The following is a 22,236-nucleotide window of genomic DNA, read 5'->3' on the forward strand; positions in this document are numbered from 1 at the left end:
TTATGGGATTAATTGTTGAAGCACCTGCATCAGTTCATCTACATTCAACGGTTTTGAGAGGTAGCCGTCAGCACCGGCTTCCAGGCATTTTTCCCGGTCTCCTGTCATGGCCTGAGCCGTAATCGCAATCACCGGAATGTCTTTCAGCTCTTCGTTGTTTTTCATTTTACCGATGGCTTCATAACCGTCCATTTCAGGCATCATCATGTCCATCAGCACCACGCCGATATTTTTATTGTCGGAAAGCAGCTGTAGACCCTGCTTTGCACTTAGTGCGGAAACGCACTGGTATTTCTTTGCTTTCAGAACAGCGTTCAGCGCAAAGATGTTTTTGCTATCATCGTCGATGATAAGAATTTCCTTTTCACTTTTCATACACTGAAATTTTAGATTTTATCATACAGCCACACTCTTAACAGAGAAACCAACTGATCGATATCCACAGGTTTTGAAATATAGTCTGACGCGCCCACCGCGATACATTTTTCGCGGTCGCCCATCATGGCTTTCGAGGTGACAGCCAGAACCGGAAGGTTTTTATACTCAGAGGTAGACCTGATCTCGCGGATGGTTTCGTAGCCGTCCATTTCGGGCATCATCATATCCATCAGCACCACATCGACAGCAGGCTCTTTTTCTAATGCGTTCAGGGCTTCTTTACCGTCCATTGCGGGCAGCACTTTCATCCCGTGCATTTCCAGAGCTTTGGTGAGGGAGAAAATATTTCTCACATCATCATCCGCGATCAGCACGGTTTTATCTTTCAGAATGTTCCGCAATTCGCCTTCATTTCCGAATCCTGAAATTCTTTCGTGTTTTTTCCTGTTTTTTTCTTCAACCAAATGAAGGAACAGGCCGGCTTCATCCAGAATCCGCTGATACGAATAAGCGGTTTTAACTACAATGGAATCTGCATATTTCTTAATCCGGCTTTCTTCCCCTTTGGAAAGGTTTTTTCCGGTGAAGACAATGATTGGAAGCTGCTCAAGCCCTTTGTTTTGCTTAATGGTTTCGAGGGTTTCATACGCATTTCTGTCGGGCACGCCCATGTCCAGAATCACGCAGTCGATTTCACGGTTGTGCAGGGATTCGATGCTGTCAGATACATTATTGGCGATGTCGGTCGTAATGTTATTGGCACTTAAGAAATAGCTTAAGGCTTTGGCATGCTGCTCATTTTCCTCTACAATCAGAACTTTTTTAGGCGAACGGTTCAGTGCGTTTTCCAGTTTACTGAAGATGTCCTGCATCTGTTCCAAAGCAAAGGGTTTGTTAATGAAATCTACCGCTCCCCGCAATAAACTTTCCTGTTTAAATTTCATGGAGGACATGATGTGCACAGGAATGGGCTTGGTTTCCGGATTGGATTTCAAGGCTTCCATCACCTGCCAACCGTCCATCACCGGCAACTGAATATCGAGCAAAATAGCGAGCGGTTTGAAATGCTGCGCCATTTCGATGCCTGCGTCGCCGCGCACCGCCACGATAACTTTATAATTTTTAGTCCTCGAAAAGTCTAAAAGTATTTTGGCAAACGCAGTGTCGTCTTCAATAATCAGAATCACTTTGTCGCCTTGCTTAATATCATCCCGGTCATCCTCAATCTGTTGTGGAATACGGTCGGTCACAAAACGTTCCGGCTGTATTTCTGCCTCCTGAACTGCATAAACGGGAATTTCTTCCTGCTTCTGAGCAGATAAAGCCGCTGCCTCTTCGAAATTTACCGGCACCACGAGCGTGAATTCGCTGCCTTCGCCTTCCGTACTTTTCAGCTGTATTTCGCCTCCGAGCAAACGCGCCAGTTCGCGGCTGATGGAAAGCCCAAGTCCGGTACCGCCATATTTGCGCTGGGTAGAGCCGTCTGCCTGTTGGAATGCTTCAAACACCATTCTCATTTTGTCTTTAGGGATTCCGATTCCGGTGTCGGTGACTTTGAAATATACTTTTTCTTTCGCGTCATCACTGGAAACGTGCAGCGTAATGCTTCCTTCCGAAGTAAATTTGATGGCGTTGGAAAGGAGGTTTTTCAGAACCTGCTCCAGACGGAGTTTGTCGGTGTGTAAAATTTTTGTAGTCTCAGCATCAGTCTCTATATTTAAAGCCAGATTCTTTTCCTTTGCCATAGGTTTAAACAGCATCTGCATATCCGCCGTGATTTCCTGTACAGGAACCTCGTTGATTTCCAGAGTCATTTTGCCTGATTCAATTTTGGACAGATCCAGAATTTCATCAATAAGCGTCAGTAAGCCCTGGCCGGAGCTCTGCATTACCTGGGCATATTCTACATATTGCTCATCGAGGTCTTCGCTTTCAGTCATTAATTTCGAAAGCAGTAAAATGGAATTGAGCGGGGTGCGCAGTTCATGCGACATATTCGCCAAAAATTCAGATTTATATCTGGTGCTCTGTTCCAGTTCAATTGATTTCTGCTGAATGTCAATATTGCGCTGTTCAATCAGAATATTTTTTTCTTCCAGTAAGCCGGTTCTTTCTTCAAGTTCCTGGTTGCTCTGCATGAGTTCTTCCTGCTGTACCCGAAGTTCTTCTTCGGAAGCCAAAAGCTTCTGCGACTGTGCCTCCAGTTCTGCATTGATGTTTTCAAGTTCAGAATGTTGGGTTTGCAGTTCTTCTGACTGTGCCTGTGTTTCCTCCAGCAGTTCCTGAAGTTTAATCCTGCTCAGGCTTCCATAGAACGCGAGACCGATGTTGCCGGCGACCGCTTTAAGGAATTCCAGCTGCCGCGGAGAATAATCGTGCATTGCACCCAATTCCATAACGCCGAGCGGCGTGTTGTGTCTGGTAATGGGTATCGCAATGATATTTTTCGGTTTGGTGTTTCCTGTTGCATAACTGATGGTGTTCCCGTTATCCTTAATGTGCTGAACCAGAATCTCCTTTTCGGAACGGAAAGCCTCTCCTGCAATGCCTTCTCCAATTTTCAGTATTTTCTTTACGCCACTGCCGGTCATTGCATAACTGCCTGTAAGATGCAGCTGGTTATCTTCTGCCTGCAGGTAGATGGCAGCAACATGGCTGTGCGTGTTTGTGGTAAGGTATCCCAGGACATCTGCCGCAAGGGCTTCCATGTTTTTTTCACCCATCATGCGGTCATTCAGGTGTGCAATGGAGGAACTGAGCCATTCTCTTTCTTCCAGGGTTTTGAATGAGTTCTGAAGCGATTCGGCCATGTGGTTAAGCGGACCGGCCACGCTTCCGAGGGTTTCCTGAGCGTTTTGGTCCCAAAGGATATCATAATTACCGCCGGAGATTTGCGCCGCCACGTTTTCGATGGCGATCAGGCGGTTTTCTGTTTCTTCGTTCTTTTTCTCAAGCTCCTGCGTGAGTTGCGTTTTTTCACTGAAATCCTGCGAAACTTTGCGGTAAAATACCAAGGTAATGGTAATGGCCAAAATCGCCGAAATAATGATCAGCCATGGGGTGAATGACGCAAACTTGTCCATGTTTTCTGTGCGGGACTTCAGGATGGCCTGTTCTTCTTTCTGCATCACCGACACGGTATTGCGGATTTCGTCCATGTATTTTTTTCCGCTCAGCAGCTGCTCAGGCGGTACGGTCTTACCCTCTTTTTTATAATTCAGGTTTCGGTCCAGAATATCTATTCTCGAGTCAATACTGGCTTGAAGTTTTTCCAGATTTTTGCTTTGTCTGTTGGTATTGGTGACCTCAGAAGATAACGCGTTAACACCATCTGATATTTTTTCCTTCGCATTATTGTAGGGCTCCAGAAACCGCAGGTCTCCGCTTAACAGATATCCGCGCTGGCCGGTTTCAGCATCTTTTACGAGCGAAAAAACATGGTCCAGATCCTGAATGATACGGTTGCTGTTCTTTATCATCGCAGAGTTCTCGATCAGGTTTCTGATGCTGATATACGATGCCAGAGAGCTTATAAATAAAAGGACTAAAGACAGTCCAAGTCCGTAAAGAAGATTATTTTTAAAATTCATCATTGTACATATTGATTTTTTTCCTTCACAGGATTTACCGGTATTGAAAAATAAAATTCAGATCCTTCACCGGGTGCGCTGTTAACGCCTACTGTTCCTTCATGCCTTTCTATGATTTCCTGACAGATATAAAGCCCGATGCCCAGTCCCTGAAACCGTTCGGAAGTTTCCTCGATCCGGTAAAATTTGTCAAAGATTTTTTGCTGATGCTCCTTCGGCATACCCATTCCGAAATCCCGTACCGAAAAGTAAATTTCATCCCCGCATATCATGGAGCTGATGTGGATTTCTTCAGTGTCGGGTGCATATTTAATGGCATTCGTCATAAAATTAATAATCACCTGTTCAATCCGCATTTCATCACCGTAAACATTTCCTTCCACATTTCCTTTCTTTACGAGTTTTATTTGGGGATTCGATTGCTGCATGATTTCAAGAATATGGTCAAGCAGATGATCAAAAGAAAAATATTTTTTATTAAACTTTAATTTTCCGCTTTCAATCTTCGAAATATCCAGAAGGTCCGCAATGAGCAAATTTAATTTTTCAACCTGATTCTGTACTTTATGCAGCCGGGTTCTTACGGTTTCAATATCGTTTTTATCCAAACTCCGTTCCAAAAGCTGAATATAGCCTTTAATGCTGGTCATCGGTGTTTTCAGTTCATGGCTGGCGATGCTGATGAACTCATCTTTTTTCCGTTCTGCTTCTTTTCTGAACTCAATTTCTTCGCGCAGAGCTTTCTGCATTTCGTTCAGCGCACGGCTTTGCTCATAAATCCGGTAGAAGGTTTTCACCTTCAGCAGCAGGATATTCATATCAACAGGTTTGCTGATATAATCTAGTCCGCCGGAGGAATATCCGCGGGTAATCAGGTTGACGTTGGCGCTGGCAGCAGATAGAAAAATGATGGCAGTTTCTTTTGCTTTGCTGTAACCCGAAATGGCTTCAGCTACTTCAAACCCGTCCATTCCCGGCATCTGAACATCAAGAATGATCAGGACATATGATTTTTTAAGTATTTTTTTCAGTGCCTCTTCCCCGGATGACGCGGTATCTACCTCAAAACCGTTTTTTTCGAGCACTTTTTTTAAGGATATTATATTTTCGGGAGCATCATCTACGATCAGAATCATTTTTTAATAAATATTTTAAAATTTAATATAAAAGTCCTCAAATATATAAATTTTGAATCTTTTGACAATCGGTATTCTTATCGCGGCTTAATTTTTTTTGACTGCGTTCGCGTGATAAAGGTTTTTTACTCCGGAAAACTAAGGAGCTCTTTTTCAAGCCGGTCGAAGTTTTGCTCATTTTTGGGCTCTGCAAAACGTTTGATTTTGTCACATCATTCCCGTATAGCAAAAATCATTCCTGATGTCGCGGATTTGCAATCCGTGACGTTTTCTACAGTGATTATCAACATCAAATGGTTACTATACTTGCTCCGCTTCTGTTGATGCCGTGGATATGCATTCCGTGACCTTATCTTGATGTCTCGGATTTCTTCAAAGCTTTGCGTACAGCGTGTTGAGAGGCTTTGTACAGCGGAAAACATGCCGCGGTTTTTTATCTTATGTAAATACCATATTCCCCTTTATACAAGATGCTTTTATGAGTTTATTTTACATTATTAACATAAATTGGCATAAAAGTTGAAGTTGGGTTAGGCGACTTGTAATTTTAAAGTTAGGATCTTTAAAAGAGCAGTAAAATAGAAATTAATAAATAATTGTAATATGAGATTAAATTTAACATGTTTGGCACTAGCGGTAGTTTTACCGACGGCCGTATTTGCACAGGATTCAATAAAGAGTTCTACAGGTAGTTATCCCAATTCGTATACCTCCGGGTCTGCAAGTGTTTCACCTTTCACTCAGGAATCGAAGAGATTCAATGACTGGGCTATCTCAGCAGGGGCAGGTATTCCATTGATGCATTCAGCGGATTTAAACTCTCTTAAAGAGTTTGGAGCAGGTCAAAACCTTATCGGATGGTCTGGCTATCTGAGTGTAGATAAAGCGATTTCACATGCGTTCGGTCTTAAGTTACAGTACGACAAAGGGGAAACAAGACAGGGAGCTGTAAACACCAAAGACCATGTAGCTTCTCCCAATGGTGATGCTGGAAGAACACAGTATGATGCCATTTCAATTTTAGGTGATTTGAACTTTTCAAACCTTTTGAGAAGAGTTGATAACAAGTCTCCTTACAGATGGGCTTTGCACGGGTATGCAGGGGTAGGAACTTTAGCTTACAGGGCGTACAGACAAAACGCAGGAGCTTCTTATAACCAACAGTTGGTTACCGAAATCAAACCATTTAAGGCAGGCAGTTTATTCGGTCAGGGTGGTGCCGGTTTAAAATACCGTGCTTCCCGTTCACTGGATCTTGAAGCAAGAGGAATGTATGTGTATACAGGAGATGATACTTTCGATGGTGCACGCACCAAGGGTGGTAGTAATTCTGATAACTTCATTAACCTGACTTTAGGAGCTACCTTGAATTTGGGCAAACACGAATCCCATGTATTCTGGCATGATCCATTACAGGAAATGTATTACAGAGCAGATGTTTTGGCTGCAAAAAGCCAGGATATTGAAGTTTGTAAATCAGGTGATGCTGATAATGACGGAGTTTGTGATGACTGGGACAGACAGTTAGATACTCCTCAGGGAGCAAGAGTTGATGGTGCAGGTGTTGCTTTGGATGTTGATTTAGACGGCGTTATTGATTTGTATGACAAGTGTGTTACCGTTCCGGGACCTGTTGAAAACAACGGTTGTCCTACGAACTCCACTTCTGTAGTGGGTGATAACACAAGAGTTTTGGAAGGGATTGAATTCGATTTTAATTCTGACCGGATTTTGCCTTCTAATACCCCAATCCTTAATAATGCGGCTAACTATATTAATTCCTCTGCAGGAGCGTATAATGTGATTGGTGGAGCGGATACTACAGGACCTGCTGTTTATAATCAGAGACTTTCTGAAAAAAGAGCGAATAACGTTAAAAATTATTTAATCCAAAATGGCGTACCTTCAGGTAAAATCGACGCGATAGGAAGAGGTGAAACCAACCTTAAATATCCGGAATGTAACCCAGCGGGCAAATGTCCGGAATGGAAAAACAGAGCGAACAGAAGAGTTTATTTTGAAGCAAAATAATATTCTTAAGTTTTAAGATTCTAAAGGAAGCCGTCTCAATACTGAGACGGTTTTTTTTGTTTTTTTTCTACATTTTTTTTGGTGAAATTATTAGATTTTATTATCTTTAAGTATTGATAATCAATGACATGAATATTAAATTTAAGGATTATAACCAACAACAAAACTGGTTATTCCCGCCATCAATCGAAGAGTTGATTCCTGAGAGTCATCCGGTTCGGATTGTCAATGGAATAATTGAGCAACTGGATCTGAAATTGCTCATTGAAGAATACAGCAAAGATGGCAAACCAAGCTTTCATCCCAAGATGATGCTTAAGGTGATGGTTTACGCTTATATGGATAATACGTATTCCAGCAGGAAGATCGAAAAAGCGATGCGCGAGAATATTAATTTCATGTGGCTATCGGCTCAACAGGTTGCAGACCATAATACTATTGCCCGTTTTCGGAGCAAGAAACTCAAGACTATTTTCAAAGATATTTTTAAACAGGTCGTCCTGTTATTAGCCGAGGAAGGACTCGTTAGTTTGAAAGAAGTTTTTACCGATGGCACCAAGATAGAGTCTATTGCCGGGAGGTACACCTTTGTTTGGGGCAATGCCATTAAAACCAGAAAAGAAAAGATGGCAGAGCAACTTGAGCAAATGTGGAACTATGCTCAAAGCATTGCTGATGAAGAAGACAGCGATCCTACGCCACCGGAGTTTAAAACCATCGATAAAGATAAAATAGAGAAGACCGCCAAGAAAATAGAAGAGATTATCAGCAAAAACCCGAAGGCTTCTACTAAAGCAAAGGCAAAACTGAGATACATTCAAAAGAATTTTTCTCAGAACCTGGATAAATACGAGGAGCAGGAAAAACTTTTAGCAGGTCGTGGCAGCTACAGCAAGACCGATCCCGACGCTACCTTTATGCGCATGAAAGATGATCATATGCAGAATGGGCAGCTTAAACCCGCCTACAATGTGCAGGTAAGTTCCGAATCCCAGTTCGTCATTCATTATAGTTTGCACCAAACCACCAACGATTTAAATACGCTCAAACCACACCTTAATACTTTTGAAGATCTTTATCAGTTTTTACCGGAAGAACTCACCGCTGATGCAGGTTACGGCAGTGAAGAAAACTATGATTTTCTGGAAGAAAAAAATATAGAAACCTTCGTAAAATACAACACCTTCGATAAGGAACAGGGGATTTTAAAATCGAAAAGAAAGAAAATCAACGAGGACTTCCATCGCGATAAACTCTATTATAACGAAGAGAAAGATCAATACATCTGTCCGATGGGACAACCAATGAACAAAATCACCAACCGAAATCGAAAAACCAAAAGCGGCTATGCTCAGACAAGCTCACTTTACCAAGCTCAAAACTGCAATGGTTGCCCGCTGCGAGGGACTTGCCATAAAGCCCAGGGAAACAGAGTAATAGAACGGAACCAAAATTTAGAACGGCATAAGGACAGAGTTCGGGAAAATCTCTTAAGTGAACTAGGTGAAATAAAACGCAGACAACGCACTGCCGATGTAGAGCCTGTATTCGCGCATATCAAATCCAACCGGAACTTCAAGCGTTTTACGCACATCGGAATAGAAAAAGCAGAACTGGAGTTCGGATTACACGCTTTAGCACATAATCTAAGAAAGAAAAGTGCTTAAATGGAGCACTTTTTTAGACTATTCTGAAAAACCACATTATCATCTAAAAATTTAACGTCTTAAAAAAGAAAATTAAAAACCGCCTCAAATTTTATTTTGAGACGGCTTCTTTTTGTATTCTACTACTGCTTTATAACCGACCGATCTGCTCCTTTCTCTCTTTGTATTGTTTGATTTGATCGGGTATTGGAGAAAAGTTTTCGAATGATTAATACTATTGACGGGTTTACTTCGGTACGCCCGCAATGATGTTGTGCAGAAGATGCATTGAGCATCAGAACCATCATCATGAATATGAATATCTCTTTCTATTTAATAAAAATATCCATTTTTCAACTTTAATCGCCTGTGATAAGCTTATTAACCATCATTATTCAGATAACTTTTTTTCTTCACAGATAACTCCGTCATAAACCAGCAACAAAAGAAGAATACCAAAATTTTGAAAATTGTTGATTTTGAACGTCAGGAGTTTTTCCTCATCCTGTTGTTCTTTTAACTCCTGTATTTTTAAATTTAATCATGCTCTAAATTGATTTTTTCAAAACCACTTTTTTCAGCAGTAAGGTTAGCCAAGTTGCCGCAACAAAAGGGAAAGTAAATACACCCCCGAATGCATCTAAAATCTTGTAATCAACTATTAAATCATTTAATCCGGCAGTAATAACAACCGCGATGAGTACCCATAATCCATCAATCTTTTTATGCCCGGAAAAAAAGATGGCAGACAGAACGGCATTGAACCCGAAAAGTCCCATGTGCACATGTTCGAGCGCCTCCCCATTAAGCTGCGAAATATAGGCGCTCAATAACGAGCCCGCCAGACCGTACAAGGCCGCAACAGGCGAACTGATAAAAACACCCAGGAAAAATAAAAATCCGGATAGGGGGCTCCCCTGGAAAATTACTTCACCAAAACCCTGGATCGCGGTGAGCACATCAATGAATTTTGAGTCTTCGAATTTTACAGACATTAAATCTGAAGGCGGAATCTGAGTAAAATGATGCAGCGTAAAAGTAAATACCCAGGTCACCAGAATAAAAGGAAACGTAAACGCCGGAAATTTCCTTTGAATGAAGAAGTGCTGCAGTATTGCCGCCAAAGACCCGCCGACAATGATTAATGCCCAGATCAGAACGGTAGTTTGAAACAGAAACGCCAGCGCCACGCCTACCAAAGCTGCGCTGAAACCGTACAGTCCGGCATTTATTTCTTTTTCATCATATTTCAGAAGCTTGGCAGTCTGTGTCGCTGTAGCGGTTGCCAGTATCGAAGCAGTACCGCATTGCCAGCTTCCCAGAAATATCCCGATGATGAAGAGGAGTCCCGTCCACCTGTTTTCCTGCAGCATGACCTGCCCCACACCTTTAAGTATTTGATCAACAAATGGTATTTGTTTAAAAAGTTTTTCCATTTCTCCTTGAATTTAAATGTCACCAGCCGAAAAAAACCATGCCTACTCCACAAAGCGTGATGACAGCGCCACTGATAAGTCCCATGTATTTTTCAAATTTTTCAGAATTAAAAAGGGTAGTCAGGCCGTATCTGCCCAACAGCACCATTCCGAGCATCGTGGCGACGGTCGTCAGCGAAAAGGGAATTACCAGTGCCAGAATTTCCGGTACCGAACGGTTCATCCCCGAATAAAAAAGCAGTGGCGTAAGCGGCTCGCTCGGACCCATCACGAAAATCATGAAAAGGACCAGCGGTGTCACTTTTATCCGGCTTTGCGGGCGTACCATTTCGCCGTGGCTGTGTTCGAAAACATATACTTCTTCGCCCATGACATCAAAATGTTTGTGCGGTTTATTCCTTAGCGCCTGATAAAATCCGTAGGCCAGGTAAGCGATGCCGAAGATCAAAAGCGCCCATCCCGAGAGATTGCCGCGAATGTCCTGAAACCAGGTAAAACGGGTCATTTGCCAGCCTAAAAATAATCCGACTGCACCGATCATCAGTGAGCTCAAAACATGCCCAAAGCCGCACGCAACCGTCAGAAGAACGGTTTTGCTTTTGCTCCATTTTTTCGATTTCGAAAGAACGATGAAGGGCAGGTAATGATCCGGACCTGAAGCAGTATGGATGAAACTGATAGACACCGCGCTCAAAGCCAATGCCCACAAAGCTGTATTCATTTTTTTAAGGAGTTAAAATCTTTTCTTCCCACAGAAAATCCTGCACTGCGAGAAAATAATTATACATCACTTCGGCACCGTGCGATAATGCCCTTAGTACAAATCCACCGCTTTCCAGAGCAGAAATTCCGATTTCCACTTTGGGAAAGTCTTTTGATTTTTCTATCAGATGATTGACAAGTTCTGTTTTATCGGTGTCTTTTTTGGTGCTCACAAAAATCAAACTTCCCTGATGGGTGAAATCTTCGAGAATGCCTATATTCTGGATGGGTATTCGCCCAGGTTCTATGAGAACATTATCTTTTACGATCAGTTTCCCTTCATGGAAAACCTCCGTCAGGTTGTGGAATTTTTTCAGCTTAAAAACTTCACCATAGTGTTTTCTGCCGCAGGTAATGATCTCGCTGATCAATACGCTGCTTTCCTTTCCCAATGTAATTTTTGCCCGGCTTTCAAAATTTGAATTCTCGTGCGGAACTACCGGGTGCGGAACGAAAGCGAAAAAAGCGTGATCGCCGATATCCACCGTCAGATTTTGGGTGGCTTTATTTTCCATATCAAACAGCCGCTGATATGACTGCGAAGCCAGCTGCAAGCGGCTCTGTTCTTCTAAACTGATCCCTATAATGTACTGATCGCCGTCCAGGATTCCCGGTGACGTACTCATGATCATTTGATAAAGTTTGTTGTCTCTTTTCCTTTGTCCTACAGAAACTACACGGAAAGGGGTTCCCACATAAAGATCTTTGATATAGGATTTTCCTTCTTTATATCCGGCGGTGATATTCAGTCTGCATTCCATTTTTATCTCAGTAATTCCGGTTCTTCCGTATTTTCCAGCAGTGCATATTTTTTGAGCCATCCGATGACTTTGTCTAAACCTTCTTCGGTTTTCAGATTGGTAAAAACGAACGGTGATCCGTTTCTCATCCGGCGGGAGTCATTTTCCATCACTTCAAGACTTGCGCCTACATAGGGGGCGAGGTCGATCTTGTTGATCACTAAAAGATCGGACCGTGTGATTCCGGGACCGCCTTTTCGCGGGATCTTTTCGCCTTCAGCAACATCAATGATAAAGATGGTGACATCTGCGAGATCAGGGCTGAAAGTGGCAGAAAGATTATCGCCACCGCTTTCGATAAAGATCAGCTCGATATCCGGGAACCGGTTGGCCAGTTCGTCGACCGCTTCCAGATTCATACTTGCGTCTTCGCGGATTGCGGTGTGGGGACACCCGCCGGTTTCCACGCCTATGATCCGGTCGCGCGGCAGAAGGCTGTTGTGGGTCATGAATTCGGCGTCTTCTTTGGTGTAAATATCATTGGTGATGACGCCCAGATCGTAAAGGCCATAAAGTTTACGGCTTAATTTTTCCAGCAGTGCAGTTTTACCTGATCCTACGGGACCGGCTACGCCAACTTTAATATATTTCCTGTTTTCCATTTCTTTGTTTTAATGTTAAGACATATAAAGTCTTGAATATAACCTTTCGTGCTGCATGCAGCGGATATCGAACGAGGTGTTGCAAAGCCCCACATAACTGCGGTCCAGTTCCATGGTTTCGCTGGCTGTTTTTTCAATGACGGGGTACATTTCGAAAAGAATATCCTGCCCATCAAGTTGTCCCAATGGAACGAGTTTCACCGCATTGGTGATCATTCCTGCAGCGGAATTGTAATAAAACCCGAAGAGCGCATCATGCAGTGGGATTTCCAGTATATGCGCGTAGATTCCGAAAGCGATACAGTAGTTGGAGAACGCATTTCCTTTTTTAATTTCGGCTTCGTAGTCTTCCAAAAGCTGGGAAGAGCGGTATCGTTTAAAAATTTTAATAAACCGCAGCCCGAGTTTTTGGCTCGCCTGCCTGATCTCCATAGGAGCTTTCAGTGCAAGGCATTCCTGATCCAGTGTAAGGATTTCATGTAAATTCCCTTTTTCTGCCGCATCATAGGCCAGTTTTAGAAACGCACCGTCATTGTATTTCAGGTTGTAGCGGATCATGTTTTCCACAAATTCTTTCGCGGTTTTGCGGTCGTTTACGATCCTGTTCTGTATGTAGGTTTCCAGACCGCTGGAATGCGAGTAGCCCCCAATAGGAAGCGCAGGGTCTGAGATATGCAGCAGTGTTGCCAGGAACTGTTTATTCATCATCTTTAGAGGAAGCTATTTTTAATATTTTAGTAAAAAGGGACGATCCCAAACTGCCGTGTCCGTGCGGTTCGACATTTGATCTAAGCAAGTTGAGCAGTTTCTTTTTTCTTTTTTCAGGTTGATAGCCTGCCGCGTCCAGCCAGCGGAACATGGGCATTTCAAAAGGGAGCAGAACTTCGCCGTCCTGAATGAAGAGTGGAATGTGTTTGTTGCCGATTTCGTAACACACGGTTCCCATTTCAAGCATCGATTTTGGAGTGATGACAATTGCATCGGTCTCCAGTATGTTTACGGCTACTATTTTCTCATGATTTTCAAACAGGATATCACCTTCGCGCAGCCGCTGTCCTTCGCGCAGAAATTTGATCGCGATCTCCTGTCCCTGTCCCGTATTTTTGCGCTGAATTCTTTTGGTCGTTTCATACCATTCCAGATCCAGATAATCCACGGTTTTACCATGAAGCGGTCTTTCGGAAAGATTTCCTGAAATTTGGTTGATGATCATTGGGAAGATTTTTTTTTAGAGCCTGTTTACATTTTAAAATAAAACCACAAAGGTTTAATTGGTTCATTAAGTTATTTAAGAGGCATTTAACCACAAAGTCACAAAGGTTTGTTTTCAGCATATCCTAAGTTCATGAAGTTGGCATTATAATAATTCACATATTTCCTCTTTGTGGCTTTGTGGTTTGAAAAGTTAACTGTACCGGCAAGATGTTTTAATAATTATTGGGGCACATTTAACCACAAAGTCACAGAAGTTTAAAATAATATCAGGTTTAAGAAAAGCCCGCAAAAGTTGAACATTAAAGATTTTCAAAACTTAAGTGTTCTTCTTTTGCGACTGTGTGGTTAATAAACTTAGCTTAAGTGTTAAAAATATCAGTTTGAATGAAATTTAAATAAGCTCGTTGATTGTTCCCGATTTCGCTCATAAAAAAACAAGAAAGCGACCGTGAACAGAGCTTCCGCAGTTTCAATTTAATTTTAAAAAAGGAAATATCTTTGTGCCAACGGCAGTTCTTCCACCGGATCACAGGTGATATGCTCGCCGTCCACATACACTTTGTAATTTTCGGGATTGACTTCAATGTTCGGAGTTTTGTCATTGTGAATCAAGTCTTTTTTACCGATGTTGCGGCAGTTTTTCACCGGAAGGAAAATTCTGTTGAGCTGGTAGCTGCTAATTGTTCCGTTTTCGATGGATGCCTGGGAAACGAAGGTAATGCTCGTTTTCTGAACCGCTGTGCCGAAACCACCGAACATCGTTTTGTAAATGATTGGCTGTGGGGTTGGGATTGAGGCATTGGCATCGCCCATTTTACTGGCGCTTACAAAGCCGCTTTTTACGATCATTTCAGGTTTTACCCCGAAAAACGCAGGTTTCCAAATGACGAAATCGGCGATCTTGCCCACTTCCAGTGATCCTACATGGTCGGAGATTCCATGCGCGATGGCAGGGTTGATGGTATATTTTGCGATGTATCTTTTAACGCGGAAATTGTCATTTCCTTTGCCTTTGTCTTCTTCCAGTTCCTTGCGCTGCAATTTCATTTTATCGGCGGTCTGCCATGTTCTCATAACGACTTCTCCGCAACGGCCCATCGCCTGGGAATCGGAACTCATGATGCTGAAAACGCCCATGTCATGAAGGATGTCTTCGGCTGCGATGGTTTCCGGACGGATACGGGAATCGGCAAAAGCCACGTCTTCGAGAATTTCTTTGCTCAAATGGTGGCAAACCATGAGCATGTCTAAATGTTCATCGATCGTGTTCACGGTATACGGACGGGTAGGGTTGGTGGATGCCGGCAGCACGTTGGGATACATCGCGGCCTTGATAATATCCGGAGCATGGCCTCCTCCTGCGCCTTCCGTATGGAAAGTGTGGATCACCCGTCCGTCGATGGCGGCCATGGTATCTTCCAGGAATCCGCTTTCATTCAGCGTGTCGGTATGGATGGCGATCTGAATATCGTATTTATCGGCTACTTTCAGCGATGCGTCGATTACTGCGGTAGTAGCGCCCCAGTCTTCATGTACTTTAAGCCCCAGTGCGCCGGCTTCGATCTGTTCTTCCAGAGGTTCCACGGTGGAGCAGTTTCCTTTGCCGAAAAATCCCAGATTCATGGGGAAGGCTTCAGTGGCCTCCATCATTCTCTGAATATTGAATTTTCCCGGTGTTGAGGTTGTGGCATTGCTGCCGTCATTTGGCCCGGTTCCGCCCCCTATCATCGTAGTGATTCCGCTATAAAGAGAAGTTTCAATCTGTTGTGGAGAAATAAAGTGGACGTGAGTGTCGATTCCACCCGCTGTAACGATCATTCCGGCACCGTTGTGGATTTCTGTAGAAGCGCCGATAATCATTCCGGGTGTGATTCCATCCATGGTATCTGGGTTTCCTGCTTTACCGATCCCGACGATTTTGCCGTCTTTAATCCCGATATCTGCTTTTACAATTCCCCAGTGATCGATCAGAATTGCGCGGGTAATGCACAGGTCCAGAACGCCCTGTGATCTTAGAAATGTAGAATTCTGTCCCATTCCGTCTCGTACGGTTTTGCCGCCACCAAAAATAGATTCATCGCCGTATATTCCTAAATCGTCTTCTACTTCTATGATCAGATTGGTATCTCCAAGACGAATTTTATCACCCGTTGTAGGTCCAAGTATATTCGCGTACTGTTTTCTGTCTACTTCTAAACTCATTTTATAAAGATTTATAGTTTAAAGATTTCATTTTTGCGAGCGCTCTGTCTTTCACCTCATGTGAGTCGATAGAACCGCTTGTCAGATTGTCGAAGCCATAGAAATTCCGGTCACCGCCGATTTCTACCAGTTCTATTTCTTTTTCTTCGCCTGGCTCAAAACGGACTGCAGTACTTGATATGATATTCAGTCTTTTTCCGAAGGCTTCATCGCGGTTAAACAGCATCGCTTTGTTTACTTCAAAAAAATGATAATGCGAACCTACCTGTATGGGTCGGTCGCCGGTATTGGTCACTTTTATTTTTACAGTAGGCCTGCCTTCATTACAGATGATCGTGCCTTCTTTTACAAATATTTCTCCAGGTATCATAATGCTTTGTTTTTTGAGATTATCGGATTGGGTTGTGTACGCTCACCATTTTGGTTCCGTCTGGAAAAGTTGCTTCAATCTGTATGTCATGGATCATTTCGGGCACGCCAGTCATCACGTCGTCCCTCGTAAGGATATTTGCGCCTTCGTGCATGAGGTCGGCAACGCGTCTTCCGTCTCTTGCTCCTTCCATCACAAAATGACTGATCAGGGCTATAGATTCGGGGTAATTCAGTTTCACACCCCTTGCTTTTCTTTTCAGAGCAAGTTCTCCAGCGGTGTGCAGCATCAGTTTTTCGATTTCTCGTGGTGTTAAATGCATCTCAGTATTTTTAAAAGTTTTAGTATAACAGCTACTGCTCCATGTTTTCAGAAAAGCTAAAAAGGCTTACTCTGAAAACAAAATGTAACGGATCATTTCATAAAACCACCGTCTGCACTGACTTATAATGAATGTGCCTGCAATGGTAAAAAAAATAAAATACGTTCACGAAACACCATTCTCCTGTGCCTTCATCTGAAAAGCAGTCCACCACTTTTACCGGCCGCAGAAAACATACCGGTTTTTCGTGCCGTTATCTTAATAACCGGCAAAATCTTTATCATGATCAGTTTCGGAAAAGAAACCGTTGGGTATTCTCATTAATGCTGAGATTTGAAATGACAGAACTGTCTGAATACAACGGAAAAATGGCAACAGCTGATCTTGCCAAACAGCAGGTATCAATTTAATCAAAACAATAAGTGAAGATTACTTGGTTTTCTTTACTTTGTTGTACAAATTAACAACTATTTATAGATAAATAAATGTTAAAAATTGATACATGAGTGTTAAACTTTGCGGATAGTGGAATTGGTTTTTTTGTGATAGTGCGCGTTAATTGAGGCCGCTCTGTTGCGCCTCCCTGCAATGATCTGTGTTAACTGAAAAACACATGCTTAAAATCTGAATTGATGAAGGGTTTGAATGAACTCTTTCAGCAGGTTTAGTTCTAAGCTTCCGGTTGATCAAATCAATTTATTCATTCTTCTTTGATTAATTAAGGAAGGCTAAGGAGGATAAAGAATCACTTGGTTGAAAAAATTAAATATTTACTGAGAATAATACCCGTCTTAAGCTCCAAAAAATCAATCTGCTTTTTCAGTCAAAAATTTCTTAAATTTGCATTCTTATAAATTCGCCCAAAGCCAATCGATAAAAGCCAAAATCAACTATGACTTCACAAAATATACGCCAGCAGTTTTTAGACTATTTTAAAAGTAAAAATCACCTGATTGTCCCGTCAGCACCGATTGTATTGAAAGACGATCCCACATTGATGTTCTCCAATTCAGGAATGACCCAGTTTAAGGATTACTTTTTAGGGTATAAAGAGCCGAAATCACCCCGGATTGCAGACACGCAAAAATGTCTGAGAGTTTCCGGAAAGCATAATGATTTAGACGATGTAGGCCGCGATACTTACCATCACACGATGTTTGAGATGTTGGGAAACTGGTCATTCGGTGATTATTTTAAAAAAGAAGCCATCGGTTATGCCTGGGAATTACTGACAGAAGTTTATAAGATTCCTAAAGAAAATTTATATGTTACTGTTTTTGAAGGAGATGCTTCCGAAAACTTAGACCGCGACCAGGATGCTTATAATTTCTGGAAAGCTCATATTTCTGAAGACCGGATCATTAACGGAAATAAAAAAGATAATTTCTGGGAAATGGGGGAGAGCGGACCTTGCGGACCTTGTTCAGAAATTCATATCGATATCAGAACAGCGGAAGAGAAAGCCAAAGTTTCCGGTTTGGAGCTGGTGAATAACGATCACCCGCAAGTGGTAGAAGTCTGGAATCTCGTTTTCATGGAATTCAACAGAAAAGCCGACGGAAGTCTGGAAAAACTGCCAAAGCAACACGTGGATACCGGAATGGGATTTGAGCGTTTGTGTATGGCTTTGCAAGGCAAAACTTCGAATTATGATACCGATGTGTTCACGCCTTTGATTCAAAAAGTAGAAGAGCTTTCAGGGAAAAAATATACCGGAATTTTAGAAGACGAAAAAGATATTGCCATCCGCGTAGTAGTGGATCACATCCGTGCGGTTTCTTTTGCAATTGCCGACGGACAGTTGCCTTCCAATGGTGGCGCTGGTTATGTCATCCGCCGGATTTTACGCCGCGGAATTTCGTATGCGTACCGTTTTTTAGGAATGAAAGAGGCGTTTCTTTTTGAATTGGTAGCTGTTTTGAAAACTGAAATGGGGGACTTTTTCCCGGAGTTAATGAAGCAGGAAAAATTAGTAACTGAAGTCATTAAAGAAGAAGAAATTTCTTTCCTGAAAACCATCGAACACGGTTTAAAAAGAATTGATTTAATTATTAATGACACCATTTCAAAAGGGGAGAAAACCCTTTCCGGAGTGGATGTTTTCGAACTGTATGATACCTACGGTTTCCCTGCGGATTTATCAAGAATCATCGCTGAAGAAAAACAGTTGACCGTTGATGAGCAAGGTTTCGAAGAAGAAATGACCAAGCAGAAACAGCGTTCTAAAAAATCATCTGCGCAAAAAGTTTATGACTGGGTTGTTTTAGAGGAAAAAGCCGAATCTTTTGTAGGCTATGAGGTCTTAGAAACTGAAACTTATATTACCAGATACCGGAAAATTGAAAATAAAGACGGCGAGTTTTATCAGATCGTGCTTTCCAAATCGCCTTTTTATCCTGAAGGTGGTGGACAAGTTGGTGACAAGGGAATTTTAATTCCAAGTTATACAGAAGGTTTTGACATTTCAAATCCAAGCGTTTTTGATATTACAGACTGTTCAGAAATCATCGAAGTTCTGGAAACCAGAAAAGAAAATAATCTGATCGTTTCTTTAATTAAAGATTTGCCGAAAGACGCAGGCGCAGTTTTTTATGCTAAAGTAAACGAATCGGAAAGAAAAAATACGCAGGCGAATCACTCGGTGACGCATTTGCTGCACGAAGCGCTGCGCGAAGTTTTAGGTACGCACGTGGAACAGAAAGGATCTTTTGTAGGTCCGGATTATCTGCGTTTCGATTTCTCCCATTTTTCTAAAATCAGTGAAGAGGATTTGAAATGGGTCGAAGAAAAGGTGAACGCAAAAATCAAAGAAAATATCGCCCTTCAGGAATTCCGTGAAATCCCGGTTGCCGAAGCGATGGAAAAAGGAGCTATGGCACTTTTCGGAGAGAAATATGGCGATAAGGTACGAATGATTCAGTTTGGTTCTTCCAAAGAACTGTGTGGGGGAACGCATGTGAAACATACGGGAGAAATCGGTCATTTTAAAATTCAGAACGAAAGTTCTACTGCAGCCGGAATCCGCAGAATAGAAGCGATTTCCGGAGATCAGTCTGCGGCTTATTTCAGAAATTTAGAAACGCAGCTGAAAGAGATTTCCACTTTATTAAAATCAAAAGAGCTTACGAAATCAGTGGAGAAACTGATCGAGGAAAATACTTCTTTAAAATCTGAAATAGAATCTTTGAAAAAAGAAAAAGCAAAATCTGAAACGTCAAACTGGGCCAGTGATTTTGTTCAGAAAGAAGATAAGAAATTATTGGTGAAGAAAGTTTCTCTGGATGCCGGAAGTGTGAAAGATATTGTGTTCCAGCTGAAGAAAGAGATCGGTAATTCGGTGATCATCGTCCTTTCTGATGCTGATGGAAAACCGATGATAACCGTGGGCGTTTCTTCAGATTTAGAAGCAAAATACCACGCCGGAAATATCGTGAAAGATTTGGCTAAGGAAATCCAGGGCGGCGGCGGCGGAAATCCCGGCTTTGCTACCGCAGGCGGAAAAAACCTGGATGGAATTGAGAAGGCTTATCAGAAAGCACTCGCTCTTTAAAAAAAAATAACAGGAACTTTAACATAAAAATCCCGAAAACTTTAAAGTTTTCGGGATTTCTGTTTATGATTTGTCGTTTATTTGTTTCCGCCACCTCTTGCAACCAATGCAATAATAACGATCAGCACCAAGGCACCGATTACCCAAACCAGTGGATTGCTCATCCAGTCTCCACCCATCGTGTCATTTCCTTTGTTCACATCTACATCCACTTTTAAATCGGAAGCTTTTTCCTGAGCTTTCACCAAAACTACGGCAAAGTTTGCCATTACTGCCAAGGCGAAAATCTGAATCTTTGAGAATAAATTAGTACGTGTCATAATTTTAATTTTTTAATGTTAATAAAATTAACAATTCTAAAATCGTACCAAATAAAAAGAACTCTTATTTTTTATCCGCTGAAAATGAGGATTTAAAACCGGAATTCCATTAAGTAATCGTCCATTACATAACCGTTTCCAATGTCAAAAACACCTTCTGCAAATAGGGTAAAACCTTGTGATCCGTATATTTTCTTTGCAGGATTATCTTTGTTGACGTTCAGGATAATTCTCCTGTCTGAAGTTTCCGCGACTTTTTCTTTTAAGAAATTGATGGCTTTTTTGCCGAGACCTTTTCCTTTGAATTCTTCTAAAAGATAAATGCGGTGGAGTTTGGCAGTGTCTTTTTCATAATGAAATTCGAACCCGATAAATCCGGCATCGCTCCCTTTATTTAAAATCAAATAATAGTGATAATTTGGATTTTGGAGCTGATCAGAGATTTCCTGATGGGAATACATTTCCTTCAACATATAATCAATCTGATCTTGCGGGAGAATGTTTCTGTAGGCTGCATTCCAGGATTTTTCTGCCAGTTGCTGAAGAAGAGGAATGTCTTTTTCCGCTGCTTTTATAAATTCAACCATGAGTTTTTATTTTTTTAGATTAACTCAGTTCTAAAAGGGTTATTTCAGGATCGATGCCGACTCTTCCGGGATAGCCGATCACGCCAAACCCCCGGTTTACATAAAGCGATTTTCCATTGCTTTCATATAAATCTGCCCACTTTTTATAACGGTACTGTACCGGCGACCAGCGGACGTTTTTCAAATCAAGCCCGAACTGCATGCCGTGGGTGTGCCCCGAAAGCGTGAGCTGCACATTCGAAGGATGATTTTTTACGACGGCATCAAAATGTGTTGGATCGTGGCTCATCAATATTTTTGCAGCATCGGTGGGAATTCCATAAGACGCTTTGTCTAAATCTCCATATTGTGGAAACGGTTTTTCGCCCCAGTTTTCTACACCGAGTACATACAGTTTTTCGCCGTTTTTTTCAATGATACGGTGCTCATTTCTAAGCATTTCAAAGCCGGCCAGTTTTTGAAATTCAATTAAACTGGGAATATTCTGTGCTTTTTCGGCCGCCGAATTCCAGCTGCCATAATCACCGTAATCATGATTTCCGAGAATTGAAAATTTCCCGTCTTTTGATTGTATACTTTTGAATAACTCGATAAAAGGCTTAAACTCACTGGCGTAATTATTGACCATATCGCCGGTAAACAAGACTAAATCTGGCTTTTGCTCATTAATTAAATCGATCGCTTTCTGTAATTTTTCGGGACGGAGAAAACTGCCGGCGTGGACATCGGAAATCTGAACGATTTTGTACCCTTTGAAACTTTTTGGTAACCCGGCGATTTTCAGTTTCACTTTTCTTATGGAATGCCTGTATTTTCCAAAAACAATCCCATCCAGAAATAAACCGGAAAGCAATGCTGCAGTTCCTATTCCGACCATACTTAAAAATTTCCTGCGTTCGGGAATGTGATTTTCGGCCGTGCCAAATAACTGAACGGTATATTTAATTCCCCGTCCGAAATCTTCGATCAAAAGAAAGAAAACCACAAAAAGTTTGGGAAGTAAAAAAACTAAAAATACCGAAGCGACAATCTGAATCCGATGATGATCTCGTTCTGTACGTTTGAAATTAAGGACTTCATAAATGAAAAATAAATACACCAAAACCGTAATTGCCCAATAAGCAATCCGGAGATAGTTGTTGTTTGTGACTGTTTTAAAAGCCTGATACACATAAAATTCGAGGGCGAATAAAATTCCGGTAATTATTAAAATATTTCTTTGCATAATTTTTAGATCAATAAAAAAGCACAAAACAAATTTTGTGCTTTTTTTATTTTTTTAAGTTTTT

Annotated in this window: 19 protein-coding genes; 4 read left to right on the top strand and 15 right to left on the bottom strand. The window is 41.8% G+C overall.

Annotation, left to right across the window (positions count from 1 at the left end):
• Genes QGN23_RS13895 through QGN23_RS13905 form a run of 3 tightly spaced genes read right to left on the bottom strand, consistent with a single transcriptional unit; the run spans position 1 to position 5,104 of the window.
• Positions 1-375, bottom strand: a complete 375-nt coding sequence (locus tag QGN23_RS13895) for a response regulator (protein ID WP_282904842.1) — start codon at positions 373-375, stop codon at positions 1-3.
• An 11-nt stretch (positions 376-386) separates the two neighbouring features.
• Positions 387-3,971 carry a response regulator gene (locus tag QGN23_RS13900; RefSeq protein WP_282904843.1) on the bottom strand — a complete coding sequence of 1,195 codons (3,585 nt, stop codon included), beginning with the start codon at positions 3,969-3,971 and terminating at the stop codon, positions 387-389.
• A complete protein-coding gene (locus tag QGN23_RS13905; RefSeq protein ID WP_282904844.1) occupies positions 3,968-5,104 on the bottom strand; it encodes an ATP-binding response regulator in 1,137 nt (378 codons plus the stop codon). The genes QGN23_RS13900 and QGN23_RS13905 overlap by 4 nt, the downstream gene beginning before the upstream one ends.
• 603 nt (positions 5,105-5,707) lie before the next feature.
• Between QGN23_RS13905 and QGN23_RS13910 the strand changes: the two genes are divergently transcribed.
• Positions 5,708-7,135, top strand: a complete 1,428-nt coding sequence (locus tag QGN23_RS13910; protein ID WP_282904845.1) for an OmpA family protein — start codon at positions 5,708-5,710, stop codon at positions 7,133-7,135.
• A gap of 119 nt (positions 7,136-7,254) precedes the next feature.
• The gene (locus tag QGN23_RS13915) at positions 7,255-8,802 is read left to right on the top strand and encodes an IS1182 family transposase (RefSeq protein ID WP_282906372.1); all 1,548 of its coding nucleotides are present in this window, start codon (positions 7,255-7,257) and stop codon (positions 8,800-8,802) included.
• Positions 8,803-9,329: 527 nt separating this feature from the next.
• Here QGN23_RS13915 and QGN23_RS13920 read toward each other — a convergent pair.
• From QGN23_RS13920 to ureA, 9 genes are all read right to left on the bottom strand, one after another.
• Positions 9,330-10,217, bottom strand: a complete 888-nt coding sequence (locus tag QGN23_RS13920; protein WP_282904846.1) for an urea transporter — start codon at positions 10,215-10,217, stop codon at positions 9,330-9,332.
• A 19-nt stretch (positions 10,218-10,236) separates the two neighbouring features.
• Positions 10,237-10,938, bottom strand: coding sequence for a hypothetical protein (locus tag QGN23_RS13925; RefSeq protein ID WP_282904847.1), 702 nt, complete (start codon positions 10,936-10,938; stop codon positions 10,237-10,239).
• Between the two features lie 4 nt (positions 10,939-10,942).
• Complete coding sequence (locus QGN23_RS13930) at positions 10,943-11,800, bottom strand: urease accessory protein UreD (RefSeq protein ID WP_282904848.1); 858 nt, start codon at positions 11,798-11,800, stop codon at positions 10,943-10,945.
• A complete protein-coding gene (gene ureG, locus QGN23_RS13935) occupies positions 11,743-12,381 on the bottom strand; it encodes an urease accessory protein UreG (RefSeq protein ID WP_282904849.1) in 639 nt (212 codons plus the stop codon). Before ureG ends, QGN23_RS13930 begins: the two co-directional genes overlap by 58 nt.
• Positions 12,382-12,396: 15 nt before the next feature.
• Positions 12,397-13,086: an urease accessory protein UreF gene (locus tag QGN23_RS13940; RefSeq protein WP_282906409.1), complete on the bottom strand. Its 690-nt coding sequence runs from the start codon at positions 13,084-13,086 to the stop codon at positions 12,397-12,399.
• On the bottom strand, positions 13,079-13,594 hold the full coding sequence (gene ureE, locus QGN23_RS13945) for an urease accessory protein UreE (RefSeq protein WP_282904850.1): 516 nt from the start codon (positions 13,592-13,594) through the stop codon (positions 13,079-13,081). Before ureE ends, QGN23_RS13940 begins: the two co-directional genes overlap by 8 nt.
• A gap of 482 nt (positions 13,595-14,076) precedes the next feature.
• Complete coding sequence (ureC, locus tag QGN23_RS13950; RefSeq protein WP_282904851.1) at positions 14,077-15,798, bottom strand: urease subunit alpha; 1,722 nt, start codon at positions 15,796-15,798, stop codon at positions 14,077-14,079.
• A gap of 1 nt (position 15,799) precedes the next feature.
• Positions 15,800-16,168 (bottom strand): urease subunit beta, encoded by a 369-nt coding sequence (gene ureB / locus QGN23_RS13955; RefSeq protein WP_282904852.1) that lies wholly within the window; start codon positions 16,166-16,168, stop codon positions 15,800-15,802.
• A gap of 19 nt (positions 16,169-16,187) precedes the next feature.
• Positions 16,188-16,490: an urease subunit gamma gene (gene ureA, locus QGN23_RS13960; protein ID WP_282904853.1), complete on the bottom strand. Its 303-nt coding sequence runs from the start codon at positions 16,488-16,490 to the stop codon at positions 16,188-16,190.
• A 185-nt stretch (positions 16,491-16,675) separates the two neighbouring features.
• On the opposite strand from ureA, the gene QGN23_RS13965 reads away from it, so the two are divergent.
• Together QGN23_RS13965 and alaS are read left to right on the top strand one after the other, a co-directional pair.
• The gene (locus tag QGN23_RS13965; RefSeq protein WP_282904854.1) at positions 16,676-16,900 is read left to right on the top strand and encodes a hypothetical protein; all 225 of its coding nucleotides are present in this window, start codon (positions 16,676-16,678) and stop codon (positions 16,898-16,900) included.
• Between the two features lie 482 nt (positions 16,901-17,382).
• Positions 17,383-20,040 carry an alanine--tRNA ligase gene (gene alaS, locus QGN23_RS13970; RefSeq protein ID WP_282904855.1) on the top strand — a complete coding sequence of 886 codons (2,658 nt, stop codon included), beginning with the start codon at positions 17,383-17,385 and terminating at the stop codon, positions 20,038-20,040.
• A gap of 77 nt (positions 20,041-20,117) precedes the next feature.
• Here alaS and QGN23_RS13975 read toward each other — a convergent pair whose 3' ends face one another.
• From QGN23_RS13975 to QGN23_RS13985, 3 genes are all read right to left on the bottom strand, one after another.
• Positions 20,118-20,360: a hypothetical protein gene (locus tag QGN23_RS13975; protein WP_282904856.1), complete on the bottom strand. Its 243-nt coding sequence runs from the start codon at positions 20,358-20,360 to the stop codon at positions 20,118-20,120.
• A gap of 92 nt (positions 20,361-20,452) precedes the next feature.
• Complete coding sequence (locus tag QGN23_RS13980) at positions 20,453-20,947, bottom strand: GNAT family N-acetyltransferase (protein WP_282904857.1); 495 nt, start codon at positions 20,945-20,947, stop codon at positions 20,453-20,455.
• A 19-nt stretch (positions 20,948-20,966) separates the two neighbouring features.
• Entirely contained in the window at positions 20,967-22,172 is a 1,206-nt protein-coding gene (locus tag QGN23_RS13985; RefSeq protein WP_282904858.1) for a metallophosphoesterase, read from the bottom strand.
• Positions 22,173-22,236 lie beyond the last annotated feature (64 nt).

It is taken from the genome of Chryseobacterium gotjawalense (genome assembly GCF_030012525.1).
GTDB classification, from domain to species: Bacteria; Bacteroidota; Bacteroidia; order Flavobacteriales; family Weeksellaceae; genus Kaistella; species Kaistella gotjawalense.

Bases quoted from the DNA above. Each gene is read 5' to 3' on its own strand.
- alaS (WP_282904855.1), top strand. From the start codon at position 17,383: ATGACTTCACAAAATATACGCCAGCAGTTTTTAGACTATTTTAAAAGT.
- ureB (WP_282904852.1), bottom strand. From the start codon at position 16,168: ATGATACCTGGAGAAATATTTGTAAAAGAAGGCACGATCATCTGTAAT.
- QGN23_RS13940 (WP_282906409.1), bottom strand. From the start codon at position 13,086: ATGAATAAACAGTTCCTGGCAACACTGCTGCATATCTCAGACCCTGCG.
- QGN23_RS13925 (WP_282904847.1), bottom strand. From the start codon at position 10,938: ATGAATACAGCTTTGTGGGCATTGGCTTTGAGCGCGGTGTCTATCAGT.
- QGN23_RS13980 (WP_282904857.1), bottom strand. From the start codon at position 20,947: ATGGTTGAATTTATAAAAGCAGCGGAAAAAGACATTCCTCTTCTTCAG.
- ureA (WP_282904853.1), bottom strand. From the start codon at position 16,490: ATGCATTTAACACCACGAGAAATCGAAAAACTGATGCTGCACACCGCT.
- QGN23_RS13975 (WP_282904856.1), bottom strand. From the start codon at position 20,360: ATGACACGTACTAATTTATTCTCAAAGATTCAGATTTTCGCCTTGGCA.
- QGN23_RS13900 (WP_282904843.1), bottom strand. From the start codon at position 3,971: ATGATGAATTTTAAAAATAATCTTCTTTACGGACTTGGACTGTCTTTA.
- QGN23_RS13920 (WP_282904846.1), bottom strand. From the start codon at position 10,217: ATGGAAAAACTTTTTAAACAAATACCATTTGTTGATCAAATACTTAAA.
- QGN23_RS13895 (WP_282904842.1), bottom strand. From the start codon at position 375: ATGAAAAGTGAAAAGGAAATTCTTATCATCGACGATGATAGCAAAAAC.
- QGN23_RS13930 (WP_282904848.1), bottom strand. From the start codon at position 11,800: ATGGCTCAAAAAATATGCACTGCTGGAAAATACGGAAGAACCGGAATT.
- ureG (WP_282904849.1), bottom strand. From the start codon at position 12,381: ATGGAAAACAGGAAATATATTAAAGTTGGCGTAGCCGGTCCCGTAGGA.
- ureE (WP_282904850.1), bottom strand. From the start codon at position 13,594: ATGATCATCAACCAAATTTCAGGAAATCTTTCCGAAAGACCGCTTCAT.
- ureC (WP_282904851.1), bottom strand. From the start codon at position 15,798: ATGAGTTTAGAAGTAGACAGAAAACAGTACGCGAATATACTTGGACCT.
- QGN23_RS13910 (WP_282904845.1), top strand. From the start codon at position 5,708: ATGAGATTAAATTTAACATGTTTGGCACTAGCGGTAGTTTTACCGACG.
- QGN23_RS13985 (WP_282904858.1), bottom strand. From the start codon at position 22,172: ATGCAAAGAAATATTTTAATAATTACCGGAATTTTATTCGCCCTCGAA.
- QGN23_RS13905 (WP_282904844.1), bottom strand. From the start codon at position 5,104: ATGATTCTGATCGTAGATGATGCTCCCGAAAATATAATATCCTTAAAA.